This window comes from Burkholderia sp. AU45388, from assembly GCF_030481585.1.
In the GTDB taxonomy this organism is placed as follows: Bacteria; Pseudomonadota; Gammaproteobacteria; order Burkholderiales; family Burkholderiaceae; genus Burkholderia; species Burkholderia sola.
In genome coordinates, this window is record NZ_JAUJPV010000003.1 from 458,937 (window position 1) to 472,664 (window position 13,728).

Annotated in this window: 11 protein-coding genes and 1 pseudogene; 2 read left to right on the forward strand and 10 right to left on the reverse strand. The window is 60.4% G+C overall.

The window, feature by feature from the left end; all coding sequences use genetic code 11:
• Nucleotides 1-77: 77 nt before the first annotated feature.
• The 10 genes and pseudogenes from QZM72_RS09490 to QZM72_RS09535 form a co-directional block, all read right to left on the reverse strand.
• Nucleotides 78-2,801, reverse strand: a complete 2,724-nt coding sequence (locus tag QZM72_RS09490) for a hypothetical protein (protein ID WP_301737941.1) — start codon at nt 2,799-2,801, stop codon at nt 78-80.
• A 19-nt stretch (nt 2,802-2,820) separates the two neighbouring features.
• Nucleotides 2,821-3,606 carry a hypothetical protein gene (locus QZM72_RS09495; RefSeq protein WP_144030145.1) on the reverse strand — a complete coding sequence of 262 codons (786 nt, stop codon included), beginning with the start codon at nt 3,604-3,606 and terminating at the stop codon, nt 2,821-2,823.
• 226 nt (nt 3,607-3,832) lie between these two features.
• Nucleotides 3,833-4,195 (reverse strand): hypothetical protein, encoded by a 363-nt coding sequence (locus QZM72_RS09500; RefSeq protein ID WP_144030144.1) that lies wholly within the window; start codon nt 4,193-4,195, stop codon nt 3,833-3,835.
• Nucleotides 4,196-4,251: 56 nt separating this feature from the next.
• Nucleotides 4,252-5,619 carry an HlyD family type I secretion periplasmic adaptor subunit gene (locus tag QZM72_RS09505; RefSeq protein WP_256979733.1) on the reverse strand — a complete coding sequence of 456 codons (1,368 nt, stop codon included), beginning with the start codon at nt 5,617-5,619 and terminating at the stop codon, nt 4,252-4,254.
• A gap of 8 nt (nt 5,620-5,627) precedes the next feature.
• Nucleotides 5,628-7,421: a type I secretion system permease/ATPase gene (locus tag QZM72_RS09510; RefSeq protein ID WP_089469629.1), complete on the reverse strand. Its 1,794-nt coding sequence runs from the start codon at nt 7,419-7,421 to the stop codon at nt 5,628-5,630.
• The gene (locus QZM72_RS09515) at nt 7,421-8,836 is read right to left on the reverse strand and encodes a TolC family outer membrane protein (RefSeq protein WP_256979732.1); all 1,416 of its coding nucleotides are present in this window, start codon (nt 8,834-8,836) and stop codon (nt 7,421-7,423) included. The genes QZM72_RS09510 and QZM72_RS09515 overlap by 1 nt, the downstream gene beginning before the upstream one ends.
• A gap of 558 nt (nt 8,837-9,394) precedes the next feature.
• Nucleotides 9,395-9,691, reverse strand: coding sequence for an XRE family transcriptional regulator (locus QZM72_RS09520; protein ID WP_089470553.1), 297 nt, complete (start codon nt 9,689-9,691; stop codon nt 9,395-9,397).
• A 74-nt stretch (nt 9,692-9,765) separates the two neighbouring features.
• Nucleotides 9,766-10,125, reverse strand: a pseudogene (locus QZM72_RS09525) (type II toxin-antitoxin system RelE/ParE family toxin).
• 131 nt (nt 10,126-10,256) lie between these two features.
• A complete protein-coding gene (pcaQ, locus tag QZM72_RS09530; protein ID WP_089469627.1) occupies nt 10,257-11,243 on the reverse strand; it encodes a pca operon transcription factor PcaQ in 987 nt (328 codons plus the stop codon).
• 77 nt (nt 11,244-11,320) lie between these two features.
• Complete coding sequence (locus QZM72_RS09535) at nt 11,321-12,058, reverse strand: helix-turn-helix domain-containing protein (protein WP_050010837.1); 738 nt, start codon at nt 12,056-12,058, stop codon at nt 11,321-11,323.
• 120 nt (nt 12,059-12,178) lie between these two features.
• On the opposite strand from QZM72_RS09535, the gene QZM72_RS09540 reads away from it, so the two are divergent.
• Nucleotides 12,179-12,745, forward strand: a complete 567-nt coding sequence (locus QZM72_RS09540; protein WP_089469626.1) for a YiiX/YebB-like N1pC/P60 family cysteine hydrolase — start codon at nt 12,179-12,181, stop codon at nt 12,743-12,745.
• Nucleotides 12,746-13,020: 275 nt separating this feature from the next.
• Nucleotides 13,021-13,728 (forward strand): protocatechuate 3,4-dioxygenase subunit beta, encoded by a 708-nt coding sequence (gene pcaH / locus QZM72_RS09545; RefSeq protein WP_006489685.1) that lies wholly within the window; start codon nt 13,021-13,023, stop codon nt 13,726-13,728.

Consider the following 13,728-nt stretch of genomic DNA (forward strand, 5'->3'; position numbering starts at 1 on the left):
GAAGTTCCACGTTACCTAGTCGAGCAATACCGCAGGTATGTCCTCGACGAGACATACCTGCGTGCACATTGAATCAATCAGATCTGGAAACCCCAACTCCATTGAACAGAGGGGAAGTCGCTACTACTGGGAATATAGATGGCGTTGTTCTGGATCAAGTGCCCGTCGCCGGTATATTTCGAACTGCCGGTCAAGTATCCCGACGAATCATAGCTTTTTGCGTTGTACGTTCCATCGCTGTTGTATGTGAACTTTGAGAACCCGGTAAGCTTTCCAGTTGATGTGCTAAATCGGTCAGCTTCGATATGACGCCCCAGACCATCGAATATGTCACGCTCGAACAGTTTTCCATAGGAATACTGATAATAATCGTAAATAATATGATTTACGCCGAAAAGTGCGACCATTTCATCCGCACCGTCAAACATGTGAGCGATGAAACTATTGTCAGTGGAAAAATCGTACCGATGCGTCGCTCGTCCGTTAGAGTAAAAAATATCCTGTGTCTTGAACCCGTTCGCATTAAAGGTCGCATATTCTTTCATCTTTCCATTGGTGCCGAACAGTGCTGCGAATTGTGAGCCATCACTATTAAAGACATGAGAAGCGTAGCTGCCGTCGAGATTGAAGTCGATCTGCTTGGTTGCCTTTCCGTCCGCACCAAAGAAAATATCCTGCGTCTGGACACCGGCTGCATTGAACTTCGCATACTCGCTCACTTGACCATTGACGCCGAAAAACGTCGCTGTTTGTGAACCATCGGCAGCAAAGTCGTACTTCGTGTAGCTCTTGTCGACGTTGAAGTTGTACTGCTGCGTGGCCTTGCCGTTCGCGCCGTAGAAGATGTCCAGCGTCTTGAAGCCGTTGGCGTTGAACTTCGCGTATTCGGTCATCTGGCCAGTCGTGCCGTACAGCGATGCGGTCTGTGAACCGTCGGCAGCGAAGTCGTATTTCGTGTAGCTCTTGTCGAGGTTGAAGTTGTACTGTTGTGTGGCTTTGCCATCCGCGCCATAGAAGATATCCAGCGTCTTGAAACCATTGGCGTTGAACTTCGCGTACTCGGTCATCTGGCCGGTCGTGCCGTACAGCGATGCGCTCTGCGAACCGTCGGCAGCGAAGTCGTATTTCGTGTAGCTCTTGTCGAGGTTGAAGTTGTATTGCTGCGTGGCCTTGCCATCCGCGCCGTAGAAGATATCCAGCGACTTGAAACCGTTGGCGTTGAACTTCGCGTACTCGGTCATCTGGCCGGTCGTGCCGTAGAGCGAGGCAGTCTGCGAACCATCGGCAGCGAAGTCGTATTTCGTGTAGCTCTTGTCGAGGTTGAAGTTGTACTGCTGTGTGGCCTTGCCGTTCGCGCCGTAGAAAATGTCCAGCGTCTTGAAACCATTGGCGTTGAACTTCGCGTACTCGGTCATCTGGCCAGTCGTGCCGTAGAGCGAGGCAGTCTGCGAACCATCGGCGGCGAAGTCGTATTTCGTGTAGCTCTTGTCGAGGTTGAAGTTGTACTGTTGTGTGGCTTTGCCATCCGCGCCATAGAAGATGTCCAGCGTCTTGAAGCCATTGGCGTTGAACTTCGCGTACTCGATCATCTGGCCAGTCGTGCCGTAGAGCGAGGCAGTCTGCGAACCATCGGCAGCGAAGTCGTATTTCGTGTAACTCTTGTCGAGGTTGAAGTTGTACTGTTGCGTGGCCTTGCCATCCGTACCGTAGAAGATGTCCAGCGTCTTGAAGCCGGCGGTATTGAATTTTGCGTATTCGACGATCTTGCCGTTCACACCATACAACGTTGCGGTCTGCGAGCCATCGGCGCTGAAGTCGTACTTCGTGTAGCTGTTGTCCAGCCGGAAGTCGTACCGCTGGGTGGCTTTCCCGTCAGCCCCATAAAATATGTCCTGGAGCTTGAACCCCGTATAGTCGAATTTTGCTTGTTCCTGGATTTGGCCGTTGGGACCGAACAGGGACGTCGTCACGGCACCTTTCAACGAAAGGTCGCCATTCACCATCACCCATCCGCCGTTCAGCAGCGGAATGCCCTTTGTATCAATCGTGAATACTGCCTGGCCATCAACTGTGAAGCTGGTGTACTTGATCATATCGCCCTGGATTTTCTGCCAGTCGACGAGATTCGGATCCATGCCGGAATGCTGGAGAATCCACCAGTCCGCGTAATATTGGGTGTAGGTCAGATATTTGGCAATGGACGGCGGGAGCGTGCCGTAGTATTTACCTGCGGCGTCGACAAACGCCGTACCGGGATTTGCGAGCGCCTGAGCGGCAGCGGATCCCCACGTTACATTTTTGACGTCGATACCGGCCGACTCCGCCAGTTTATTCAGTTGCAGCGTCAGACGACTGTCGGATAAGTCCGAATGCATGTGACCGGTCGCGCCACCAGTTAGGCCCAACTGGATTGCAACGATGTATTCGGAAAGCAGCGCCACCCCTTCGTTCGTCAAGCCATTGGCAACGGCCTGATCGGGATTCAGCGCAAGCGAACCGCCCATCCCGCCTGGCAGCAGCGCGCGCCCAAGTTCGTGAGCCAGTGTGGTGGCAAAAATATTTGCCGGTTCACTCCATGTAGGATCGAAGGCGATGACCCTGTCAGTAGGGTTAGCGTAAACCCCTTTACCTATCTCCCCGGTTACGAAAATCCAGCCATCCAAATTGCCGAAAGCATTCAGTTCGCCAGCCAAGAAAGAAGATTTTTTCGCAGCCTCGATAATTGCGTTATATTTTACGGAATTAAATCCAAATCCATCAGCAAGCTTTTTAAGAGCTTTTTTATTGAGATCAACCGCCAATTTAAATCCCCAGTTTTATTTATTTTTTGATATCAATGATAATGCGAGAAAGTTCACCAGCCGGATTAAATCCAACGGTGATTGTCTTATCGATATGACTATCTACAATCTGGCACCGCCACGTTTCGTTTCCGTGGGGAGCAGTAGCTGCACCCGGACCGCCGTGGGGAGATGGCTGCGGAGGCACGCGCACAAATTCACTTTTGAATATCTTTTGAGCTGCATTAAAGTCAGGGCCGCCCTCATACATCCCAAAATTTATCACTGCCGTTGTCACACCAGATTGATTAATTGTCTTTCCGCCTACAAAATTGGCACCAGGAATTGATCCTCCAAAAGCCTCTGGTACTTTTCTTCGCGGAATCACCGAACCCGGCACACTCGCCATAATCGAAATTTGTCGATCCGCGCCGTTAACGTCGTCGAATATACTAACCTCCTCGAGATTAAATATATTTTTCAGATTCTCTTCGGTATAGAACGCATCTTGCAGCAGGAGGTCGCCGTCAAAAATCACCTTGAGGTTCTGAACGAACTCAACAGGAGTTTTCGGTCTGGAAATCATTTGCGCCACCTCTTTTCCACCTTGCAACGAAACGGACTGATTGGTCGGCGAACTCGCTTGTTGCGCGGTATTCAGACGGCTGGTCAATACGGGAGCCATTTGTGGTGCGTCATCAGGTTGTGCATAGCGCAGACTTCCCGGCAACGCGGCCGGCAGGTCGGACGCCGGCACCGGCTGCGCACAACTTATGTTGCTTGCCACGGTAGCGGTCGCCACTGCGGTTGCTGTAATAGCTTTCATCAATACCTTTCCTCTAAAAACCACGTTAATAGAATGGCGCAAAACCTGCTCTGCTTCGTGTCAGGGACATAAAAGCCCTCAAACGTGCACGAGCGGTGGCGCTCAAATTTTTCAAATAAATTCGCTCCTTGACAATTTTACGCTGGAGAACATTACTTCACCACCCGCAATAATTGCTTTTTCTACTCCCCTTGCTTGCGGCGGCACATTAGTTATGCCCCATGCATTATGGAATCGACATTGCCCGCGATGGAGGCAAATAAGGATTCCCCGGCATGCCGAAACCGGATCTCGAAAGATTCTCTTGCGCCCGGCGGGCATTTTTAATATTCTCGATGGTCTGCCGCTCGTTCCTTAATCGCATCAACTCTGCCTGTTTCATACGCGCCGATGCATTTATGCAACGAGTGATCGAGAGACGTTGCTGAAACGTCAGATCTGCCGTGTCAAGCGGGTACCCGTCCGCCTGACGAATCTGGCACCCAAGCTCAGCGCGTGGCGCTTCTTCGGCATGACCTACCGGGATCAATTCGATGTCTGATAACAACAGAACCGCAACAAACAGACCAGCAGATTTTCGTGTCTTCATGAGAGCCTTAACTCGGAACAATAAATACCGGGCACTTTCGAGATGGCATCGCAGGATTAATCCCGCATCGATTTGCGAATCCCGTCCCTAACCGGTTCAAGCAGGTAATCGAATGCCGAGCGCGCATGCGTGCGGATATACACCTCGGTCCGGAGCCCCGGCCCGAGTGCGACCGGCTCCTTGGCGAGACGGTTGGCCTTTTCCAGTGCTTGCGCCGGCACCTCGACCCGGACCACGTAGAAGCGCGTGCGCTTATCGCTGTCGGTCAGCGCGTCTGCCGAAATGTATGTGACCTTGCCGTCGAGCATCGGCGTGGTGCGCGAGTTGTAGGCCGTCAGCCGAACGTCGGCATGGCTGCCCGGCGCGATCTCACGCACGTCATCCGGTCGGATATTCGCTTCCACGATCAACGGCGCCCCTTCGGGGACAACATCAACGATCGGCTCGCGAGGCGCGATTACTGCGCCGATCGTATGTACCTTCAGGCCGACGATCGCACCGTCGACCGGCGCGGTCACGCGGGTACGGGCAGACTGATCGCGAGCTGGGCGTAGCCGCTCGCCAATCTGAATCGCGCGCGTGGTCGCTTCCTTAAGCTGGTCGTCGGCCGCCTTCACATAGTCGTGACGCAGCCCGGCAATTCGGAGTTCGAGATCAGTCTGCCGCTGCTTCGCGCGGCTCAGATCGGCGGCGCCTGACTGGACGCGCGACAGTGCATCAGCCTCGGCCCGCCGCAAATCGAGCACCTTCGTTTCAGCAACGAAACCTTCCTGTTGCAACGTTTCGTTGGTCCGCCGTTGCTGGCGCGTCATGTCGTAGCTGCGGTTCATCGTCTGAATCAACTGCGAACTGATCGCGATTTCCTGGCGGGTCTGTGCCAGTTCGGTGCGCAGCATCGTGCTTTGGTCGACGAACGCACGCCGGCGCGCGATGAACAGCGAAGACTCGCGTGCCAGCAACTCGGCGACGCGCGGATCGTCGCGCTGTTTCTCCAGCGCAGCCGGGAACGCCAGCGTTTCCTTCAGTTCGCGCTCGGCGGAAAGGCGTGCGATCTTTGCCTGTTCCGCATCAAATTGCGCTTGCAACGCCGATAATTCGGCCGCCGGACTCACATTGTCCAGCACAACCAGCACTTGGCCCGCCTTCACACGGTCGCCATCCCGGACCAGGATTTGCTTCACGATCCCGCCTTCCAGGTGCTGCACTGTTTTACGTTCGCCTTCGGTGCGCACCGAGCCCTCTGCGACGACGGCGCCAGAAATCGGCGCGAGCGCGGCCCACACCCACATCAAACCCAGACCGACGACGACCCCGGCGACGCTGGCGCAGATCAACCGGCGCGGCAACGGCAGCACGCTGCCGTCGGATGCCACGGACGCAGGCCGCCAGCGTTTCAGACTTTCGCTCACACGAAGTAAGGGCATGGATGTTCTCATCGGTTGCCTTCCATCGCCGGATCAAGCGTTGGCACCCGGGCGGCCTGCAACGAAGACCGGCTTGCCTGCAACGCGGCGAAATCGATTCCCTGCGGTAAGCCGCTGGCGTCGTCGGTTTGCCCATTCGCTGGGCACGAGCCACTATCGGCCTGCTCCGGTCCAGATGGCATTTCAAGCCGTTCCATTTGACCATCTTTCAGCCGCAATATCCGGTCAGCCAGTGCGAGCAGCGACGGCCGGTGGGTGACCGCGATGATGGTCATTCCATCGGCTTTCAGATGGCGCAGCACGCGTTCGAGCGCGGCTTCCCCCATCGTGTCGAGGCTCGCATTGGGTTCGTCCAGCAGCAGCAGGGCAGGCTCGCCGTACAGAGCGCGCGCGAGGGCGATGCGCTGACGCTGGCCACCGGACAACAACTCTCCCGCGTCACCGATCAGCGTCTCGTATCCATCGGGGAGATTCAGGATCATCTCGTGAACCTCGGCTCGCTTCGCCGCGCGCACGATCGCGGCCGAATCGAGCGGGAGCGGCTTCGCGGTCCGGGCGATGTTTTCCGCGACGGTGCCTGCGAACAGCTCGACGTCCTGCGGCACGTACCCGAGATACCGGCCCAGGGAAGATCGGGGCCACTGCGCCATGTCGGCGCCGTCCAGCCGCACCGCACCTGCCTGCGGTCGCCACAACCCCGCGATGACCCGCAGCAACGTCGATTTACCGGACGCGCTAGGCCCCGTGATCACCAGCGTCTGGCCCGCCGCCAGCGTGAAATTGATACCGCGCAGCAGCAGCCCCAGACCTGGCGTTCGCGACGGCACGCTGAACGCGATCTGCTCGACCCGAATTTCGCCGGTGGGCGGTGGCAACGCGATCGGTTCGGCCTCGGTCTGGCTGACCAGCAGTGCCTCTAGGCGAGGCCATGCCTCGCGCAGTTCGCCGGCCTGCCTCCAGTTGCCAATCAACTGTTCGATCGGCGCCAACGCCTTACCGAGCAGGATGGTCGTAGCCAGCATCACGCCCGGCGTCGCATGGCCCGAAATCACCAGCCATGCGCCGGCCGCCATCATGATCACCTGGATCGCCTGCCGCAGCCCCTTGGTCAAGTCGCGATAAAACGCGCTGCGATCCGACACGTCGCGCTGTGCGGCGATGTAGTCGCGCTTGCGTACATCCCAGGCACCCACCAGGTTTTCCGTCATGCCGAGTACGGTCATGACTTCGGCATTGCGGATGAGGTGCTGGTAGAACGCATCACCCTCCCGCTGCCGCGCAAGGTAAGACTCGATACCCTTGCGCGTAAGCCGGTCGTTGACCATCGCGACACTCACCAACAGCAGTGCGCTGAGCACCGCGATCAGCGCCAAAGACCAATGAAAGAGGCCGATGACGGCTACGTAGACCACCAGCCAAGGCGCGTCGAAAAACGCAATCACGCCCGACCCTGCGAGAAACGCCCGCAGCGTATTGATGTCACCCTGACTCGCGAGCGCGCGCGATGGCAGCCGATAGGCGCGAACGGAAATCTGCGTCTGCAACGCGAGTCGCTCGAGCCGGTTGCCGATTCGCACGCCCAGGTCCGACAAGATCCGGCTGCGGGCAATATCGACGCCGATATTCATCCCGAGTGCGATCGCCATGAAGGCCATCAACATCAGCAGCGTTTGAATGCTCCGGCTCGGTAGCACGCGGTCGTAGACCTGCAGCAGATAGATGGTCGGCGTCAGCAGCAGCAAGTTTGACGCGATACCGAACGCGGCCGCGATCACCAGATGGCGCCTGATGAGTTGATACATCAGTGTCCTCCCGATGCGCCGGAGCTCGCGATGCGGGCAGGCGTGTGCTCGACCAGCATCGTATCGAGTGCCGCAAGGTCGGCCTCGCCCAGGTCGGCGGTGCTCGCTTTCAGCTTGAGCGCTTGGGCGAGCGTTTCAGTACGGGCGCGCGCAAAGTCGCGCTGAGCCCGGTAGAGCTTGTCGCCTGCGTCGAGCACGTCAGCATTCACGCGAACGCCGACCCGGTAGCCGGTCTGATTCGATCGCAATGCGACCGTGGCGGAGCGCACCGCGCTCGCCAGCGCATCGGTCTGCGCCAGTCCCCGTGTGACGCCCAAATACGCGTCGTGGGCCGTGAGCCGGGCACTCCGCTGGGCGTCGTCCAGATCTTCGCGAGCCTTGTCTTCCAGCGCGAGCGCTTCGCGAATCTTGCTGCGGGTCATCAGGCCGTCGGTCAGGGGCAACGAGATCTGGACGCCGACGTAGCCGGAGCTGCCGCGGCTCGCGCCGGTGTAGAAGTTCGTCTGTCCATTGATAAACGCCGCGTTGCCGTTGCTGGCATTCCCGACCAGCGAGACGGTGGGATAGTCACCGGCGCGCGCCTTGTTTCGCTCGCGGCTGGCGAGTTGGATCGCGATCATTTTCCGACGCACCCCATAATCCGCGGTGGCGGCCGTGTCCATCCACTGTTGTAGGTCCTCGGGCGCCACGGGCGGCAGATGTGCATCGCCGCGCCATCCGTCTACTCTGTCGACAGGATGGCCGACAATCTTCTGGAGCGCCGCGTAGCTGGTATCGCGTTGCGTTTGCGCGGCGACTTCATCCGCTCGCGCAGCATCGAAGCCGGCCAATGCCTCGTTCGTATCAACGATGGTCGCATCGCCCAGTGCGAAGCGGCGTTTCGCAAGCGCCAGTTGTTCCGCGACGGCCTTGCGGTGGCCGATGGCAAGCGCAAGGTCGTCCTGTGCATTCAGCGCGGCCAGATAGGCCTGGGCAACGCGAAGGAGCAAGTCCTGCTTCGCTTGAGCCAACGCAAGATCGGCATCCATCGCAAGGAGTTGGCCTTGCTGCCAGTTTTCCCAGGCGGCCCAATTCAAGAGTGGCTGGTTCAGTGTCAAGGTGAAGCCATTTGTCGAATAGCCGGGTATGGTCTGGCCTGGAATCTGCATGCCATTGCGATAGATGACCTGCTGGATACCAACTTGCGGCAACAGTCCCGCTCGCCCCTGCGGGGATTTTTCGATTCCCGCACGCCATGCAGCTTCTGCACTCCTGAACGTAGCATCTTGGGCAAGCGCCTCGCTAGCGAGATTTGCCAGACTCGACGCGTTGGCATACGGAGCCGATATGATCACAAGAAAGCTGGAAATTGCGTTCAGCGCATTGCGCGCAGCGTGCCGAGGACGCCAGCCCTTGAGGTTGGATTCTCGTGACATGCCCCCATCTGTTCGGCTGTGCCAACTGCAGTTGCTCATCGTTTTCCTTTATTTGCGCATCCACTGCAGTTGAGTCCAGCGCAAACGTTTGTCTTGCTGAGCACAGTTGCACGTCACATTGCAGATCTTTTCGAGTGTATAAAAAACATCAATTGGTAAGAATAGAACGAATCCGAATTCCTTTAGAGATTCACTCGAAAGAATCTGAAAATCCAAGCAATTTGAACGTTAGTCGCACTCGATTAATATGCAATCGACCGGTCTTAGACATCGCCCAAAAGGCAAGCGGCCTCGGACATCGCAACCCGACGCCGGGATCGCGCTGAAGGCGCATTAGGTATGTCGGGTAACAGCGACTTTCTATAGTGGTTTGAATAACCACGGTAGGGTGTGCCGTGCAGGAGCAATTTGAATCTTCAATCCAATCAATTTGCGACACGACAGCGGAAATGAACGCCACCGCGAATCGGCAAGCCGCCGCGCCCTCCATGGGACTCACCGGAAAACAGCGTGAGCCTCCATCGGAAATCGGCTGCCCGCCGGTTCACCGGGCACGCGTCAGGCCGGCACCAGCTCGAAGCTGAGCCGTTTGCCGAGCGCGGTGGCCGCGCTCGCGAGCGTCGCCAGCGTGAGGCTCGTGTCGGTTTCGTCGAGCAGACGGTTGAGCGCGGCGCGGCTGGTTTTCATCCGCGCGGCCATCGCCGTTTTCGTGATGTGCTGCGCCTTCATTTCCTGCCCGATCTGCCACGCGATCACGCGCTTGATCGCGGTGGCGGTGGCCGCTTCGAGATTGCCGTCCGCTTCGAGGAAGGCGTCGAAATCGCTGCCGATATGCGGATTGTTCGTGGTCGTCATGTCGTACTCCAGGTGCATGGCGTTGCCGGCTGCCCGACCGTCGGAGACGGTGCGTTCCGGCGCAACCGGGGAATTCAGATGGCGTGCGTCAGCGCTTTCAGGCGCGCGACGGTGACGTCGAGATCGTCCGACGGCGTGGCCCGCGACTGCTTGAAGAAGCCGTGCAGCAGCACCATCGTGTCGCCCACGACGGTAAACAGCACGCGTGCGCTTCGCCCCGGCACGGCCACGCGGATCTCCCACACATTCTTCGCCATCTTGCGGACCAGCGGCATGCCGAGCGGCCAGCCGAGTTGAACGGTCTTGATCTCTTCGCCGATCGCCCTTCACTCCACGCGCCCGAGCGCGTCGAGCCATTCGCGCACCGGCTCGTTGCCGCGGGCCGTCCGGAAAAACCGCACACCGAGCGTGACCTGAATCTGCTGTCTCGCCATCGTCTTGTCGTCCATCGTATCAAAAATGGTACGATATGCCAAGCACCCCGATGACGGCTACTGGCCGGATGGCCGATCCTGCAGCAAGAAAGAGAAAGGGATCGGCCCGGCGCATCGCCAGGCCCGATGGATCAACGCTTGCCGCGAGCAGGCTTGCGCGCCGCGTGTGGCGCCCGCTGCGGGCGCGCATCGCCGAACCGCGACCGTGCGATGTCGCGCACCGCGTCGATCAGCGTCCGCGCGACCGGCGACGGCTGCGCATCGGTACGCAGCACGAGCCCGACCGGCTCGTCGGTGCCCGCCGACGGCAGCGGCAGGCCCGCCAGCGCACCTGCCGACAGATCGTATTCGGCCGCATAGAGCGGCACGAACCAGACCGCGTCGTTCTCGAGCGCCAGCGCGCGCGCGACCGATACCGACAGCACCTCGATGAATGAATCCAGCGGCGGCGCGCCGCATGCGCCGAGCAGTTGCTCGGCGGACTGGCGAATCAACGTGCCGAACGGCGGCAGCACGACCGGATAGCGCGCCAGCTCGGCGGCCGGCGCCGTGCTCGCGAGCAGCGGATGCCCGGCGCGCACGACCGCGACGAGCGGCTCGTTGTACAACTGCTCGAACGCGAGCCCGATCATCCGCTCGGGCTCCGACAGCCGCCCGATCGCGCATTCGATCGCGCCGGATTTCAGACGCTCGAGCAACTCGGCGTTCGCGGCCGTCGCGATCCGCACGACGATGCGTGGCCAGCGCGCGGTCAGCGCCTTCATCAAGGCCGGCGCGAGCGAGGCCGCGACGGTCGGCAGCATGCCGATTTCCAGCGTCGCGGCGGCGGCCCCGCCCTCCCGCGCCAGCAGCCCGACGCCCTGCCGCAGCGCCAGCACGCACGCGTTCGCATGCGGCATGAACAGTTGCGCTTCGCGGGTGGGCTGCGCGCCGTGCCGGCCGCGCTCGAACAGCTTCACGCCGAGGATCGCCTCCAGCTCGGCGATCGTCTTGGACACGGCCGGTTGCGTGATCGACAGGCTTTCAGCCGCCTTCTGCACGCCGCCCAACTGCGCGACCGCGAGAAAACACTGCAGGTGCCGGAATTTGACGCGGCCGTCGGCGATACGGTTATTCATAACGAGCAGTTATGCGAATGACGATGAATCGCCATTTTGCATAACTTTCCGGAAAGGCCCAAGCATCCGGCGCGGCGTCACGCATGGCGCCGCAGCGCATGGAATCCGGTCGGCTCCCAGATCCGCTTCGCGATCAGCAGGGCCGTGCCGTGCTTCTGCCCCAGCGGCGCGGAGGACGACTCCGCATGCAGCGCCGCCGCCTTGCTGGCGAGCCTCCGCAGCTCCTGTTCGAGCTCCGCGGCAGCTGCATCCGTCAGCATCCCCTGCAGGAACGTCATCGTCTCGCCCGGGCCGTCGAAGCGGCTGCCGAGAAAATCGTCGAGCACGTGCGCATGGAAATAACGGCGAATCGGCCCGCCCGGCAGCCAGTCGAAATCGCGCGCGACGCGCACGCGAATCCGGTCGCCGGGCAGCAGCGCGATCACGTTCATCCGGTCGAGCATCAGCAGATATTTCACGCACTCGGCCTGCGTGAGCCGATAGGCCGACACGATGTCCTGCACGGTCCAGTAGTTGATCGCGCAAACGGCGACGAGCAGCAGCTTCTCGTCCGACACGAGCAACGCCTCCTGCTGCTCCGTCAGCACGCGCAGGCGCGGCGCGGACGCCGACGCTTCCTGCACGAGTTCGGCGAGCGTATAGCCGAGCAGTTGCGCGATCTCCGCGACACGCTCCAGCGTGAAGCGGCCGCTCGCGAACAGCCGCTTCACGCTCGTCTCGGACACGTCGAGCGCACGCGCGACATCGCGGTAAGTCATTCCCTGCGCCTTCAGCTGGCGCTTCAGCGTTTCGATGAGTTGGGCGGTCTCGGTCATGGCAGTATCAAAAAATGATGCTCGAGGTCGGATATTAGGCTACTCGCGCATCCACATCAGCACTTTGGGTTACTTGTCTGCATAATCCGCTCCGTCCTGTCACGCAACGACGGAGCCGAAATGACCGCCCGAATCGACACCACGCCCTGCGAACCGCGCCGCGCCACCCCGCGCGATGCACGCGACACCGATCGCACGATGCCGCTCGCCACCATCCGCACGCTGGCCGCCGGCGCGCACGTCGGCGATCTCCTGTTCATCCGCGCGCCGGCCAGTGGGCCACAGGCCGCGGCTGGCGCGGCCGGCACGTGGGCCAACCGCTTCGGCATCGTCGTCGATACGTCGGGCGACGAACCGCTGATCGCCGAACCCACCGCGTTCGCGTGGACCAAGCTCACGCCGCTGTCGCGCTTCGTCGCCCGCACCGACGGCGGACGCATCGCGCTGGCACGCCGCGTCGCGGCAGCGTCGGCCGACGCGCAGCGCCACGTCCATGCGCTGGCCGAACAGCGAATCGATGCGCTGTTCGGCAGCCGCCTCGCCCTGCGTGCGCGGCGCGGCTTCTGCGCGCGGTACGTGGCCGACGTGCTCGGTGCCGGCCACGCGTCGACACCGTCGGCCCTGCTGCGCAGCGGCACGCTGGCGCTCGAATTCGACGGGATCGTCTTCGATCCCCGCCACCCATGACGACGGGCACGCTCGGGGAGACCGCATAACAACGAGAACGAACGATAAAAAACAGCGACGGGCTGGCTGGAGGGCCGTGCACGGGGTCGTCACCGACGACGCGAAGCCCGATCGTTTTTTCCGCCGGACAGGCTGCCTGTCCGGCGGAATTTTCATTGGAGGCACCACCATAACGAACGGTTATGCGATTCGCGAAAAAAGGTCATTTTGCATAACTTTCCGGATTGGCTAAAGTCGTGCCATCCACTTCGCGAAAAACTGACAGGAGACGCCCGATGGATTCCCCCACGATCCTCACGCCGCGCGACTGGCCGTCGCATCCGGCCTATGTTCACCCCGAGTACCGTTCGTCCGTGAAGCGCGGCCCGACCCGCCCGCTGATCCCCTTGAAGGAGAAGCTGCGCGACCAGTACGCGCCCGTCTACGGCGCGGAAGATCTCGGCGCGCTCGACCACGACCTGACGAAGAATGCCGTGAAGAACGGCGAGCCGCTCGGCGAGCGGATGGTCGTCACCGGCCGCGTGCTCGACGAGGGCGGCAAGCCCGTACGCAACACGCTCGTCGAGGTGTGGCAAGCCAATGCGGCCGGTCGCTACGTGCACAAGGTCGACCAGCACGACGCGCCGCTCGATCCGAACTTCCTCGGCGCAGGCCGCTGCCTGACCGACGACGAAGGCCGCTACCGCTTCCTGACGATCAAGCCCGGCGCGTATCCGTGGGGCAACCATCCGAACGCGTGGCGCCCGAATCACATCCACTTCTCGCTGTTCGGCGATTACTTCGGCTCGCGTCTCGTCACGCAGATGTACTTCCCCGGCGATCCGCTGCTCGCGTACGACCCGATCTTCCAGGGCACGCCCGAGGCCGCGCGCGACCGCCTGATCTCGCGCTTCTCGATGGACATCACCGAAGAAGGCTATGCGCTCGGCTACGAATTCGACATCGTGCTGCGCGGCCGCGACGCCACCCCGATGGAGCGCTGA

Excerpts from the sequence above, each read along its gene's own strand:
- QZM72_RS09520 (WP_089470553.1), bottom strand. The coding sequence starts at position 9,691 with ATGACGACCACGAACAATCCGCATATCGGCAGCGATTTCGACGCCTTC.
- pcaQ (WP_089469627.1), bottom strand. The coding sequence starts at position 11,243 with ATGAATAACCGTATCGCCGACGGCCGCGTCAAATTCCGGCACCTGCAG.
- QZM72_RS09500 (WP_144030144.1), bottom strand. The coding sequence starts at position 4,195 with ATGAAGACACGAAAATCTGCTGGTCTGTTTGTTGCGGTTCTGTTGTTA.
- pcaH (WP_006489685.1), top strand. The coding sequence starts at position 13,021 with ATGGATTCCCCCACGATCCTCACGCCGCGCGACTGGCCGTCGCATCCG.
- QZM72_RS09505 (WP_256979733.1), bottom strand. The coding sequence starts at position 5,619 with ATGCCCTTACTTCGTGTGAGCGAAAGTCTGAAACGCTGGCGGCCTGCG.
- QZM72_RS09495 (WP_144030145.1), bottom strand. The coding sequence starts at position 3,606 with ATGAAAGCTATTACAGCAACCGCAGTGGCGACCGCTACCGTGGCAAGC.
- QZM72_RS09510 (WP_089469629.1), bottom strand. The coding sequence starts at position 7,421 with ATGTATCAACTCATCAGGCGCCATCTGGTGATCGCGGCCGCGTTCGGT.
- QZM72_RS09540 (WP_089469626.1), top strand. The coding sequence starts at position 12,179 with ATGACCGCCCGAATCGACACCACGCCCTGCGAACCGCGCCGCGCCACC.
- QZM72_RS09515 (WP_256979732.1), bottom strand. The coding sequence starts at position 8,836 with ATGTCACGAGAATCCAACCTCAAGGGCTGGCGTCCTCGGCACGCTGCG.
- QZM72_RS09535 (WP_050010837.1), bottom strand. The coding sequence starts at position 12,058 with ATGACCGAGACCGCCCAACTCATCGAAACGCTGAAGCGCCAGCTGAAG.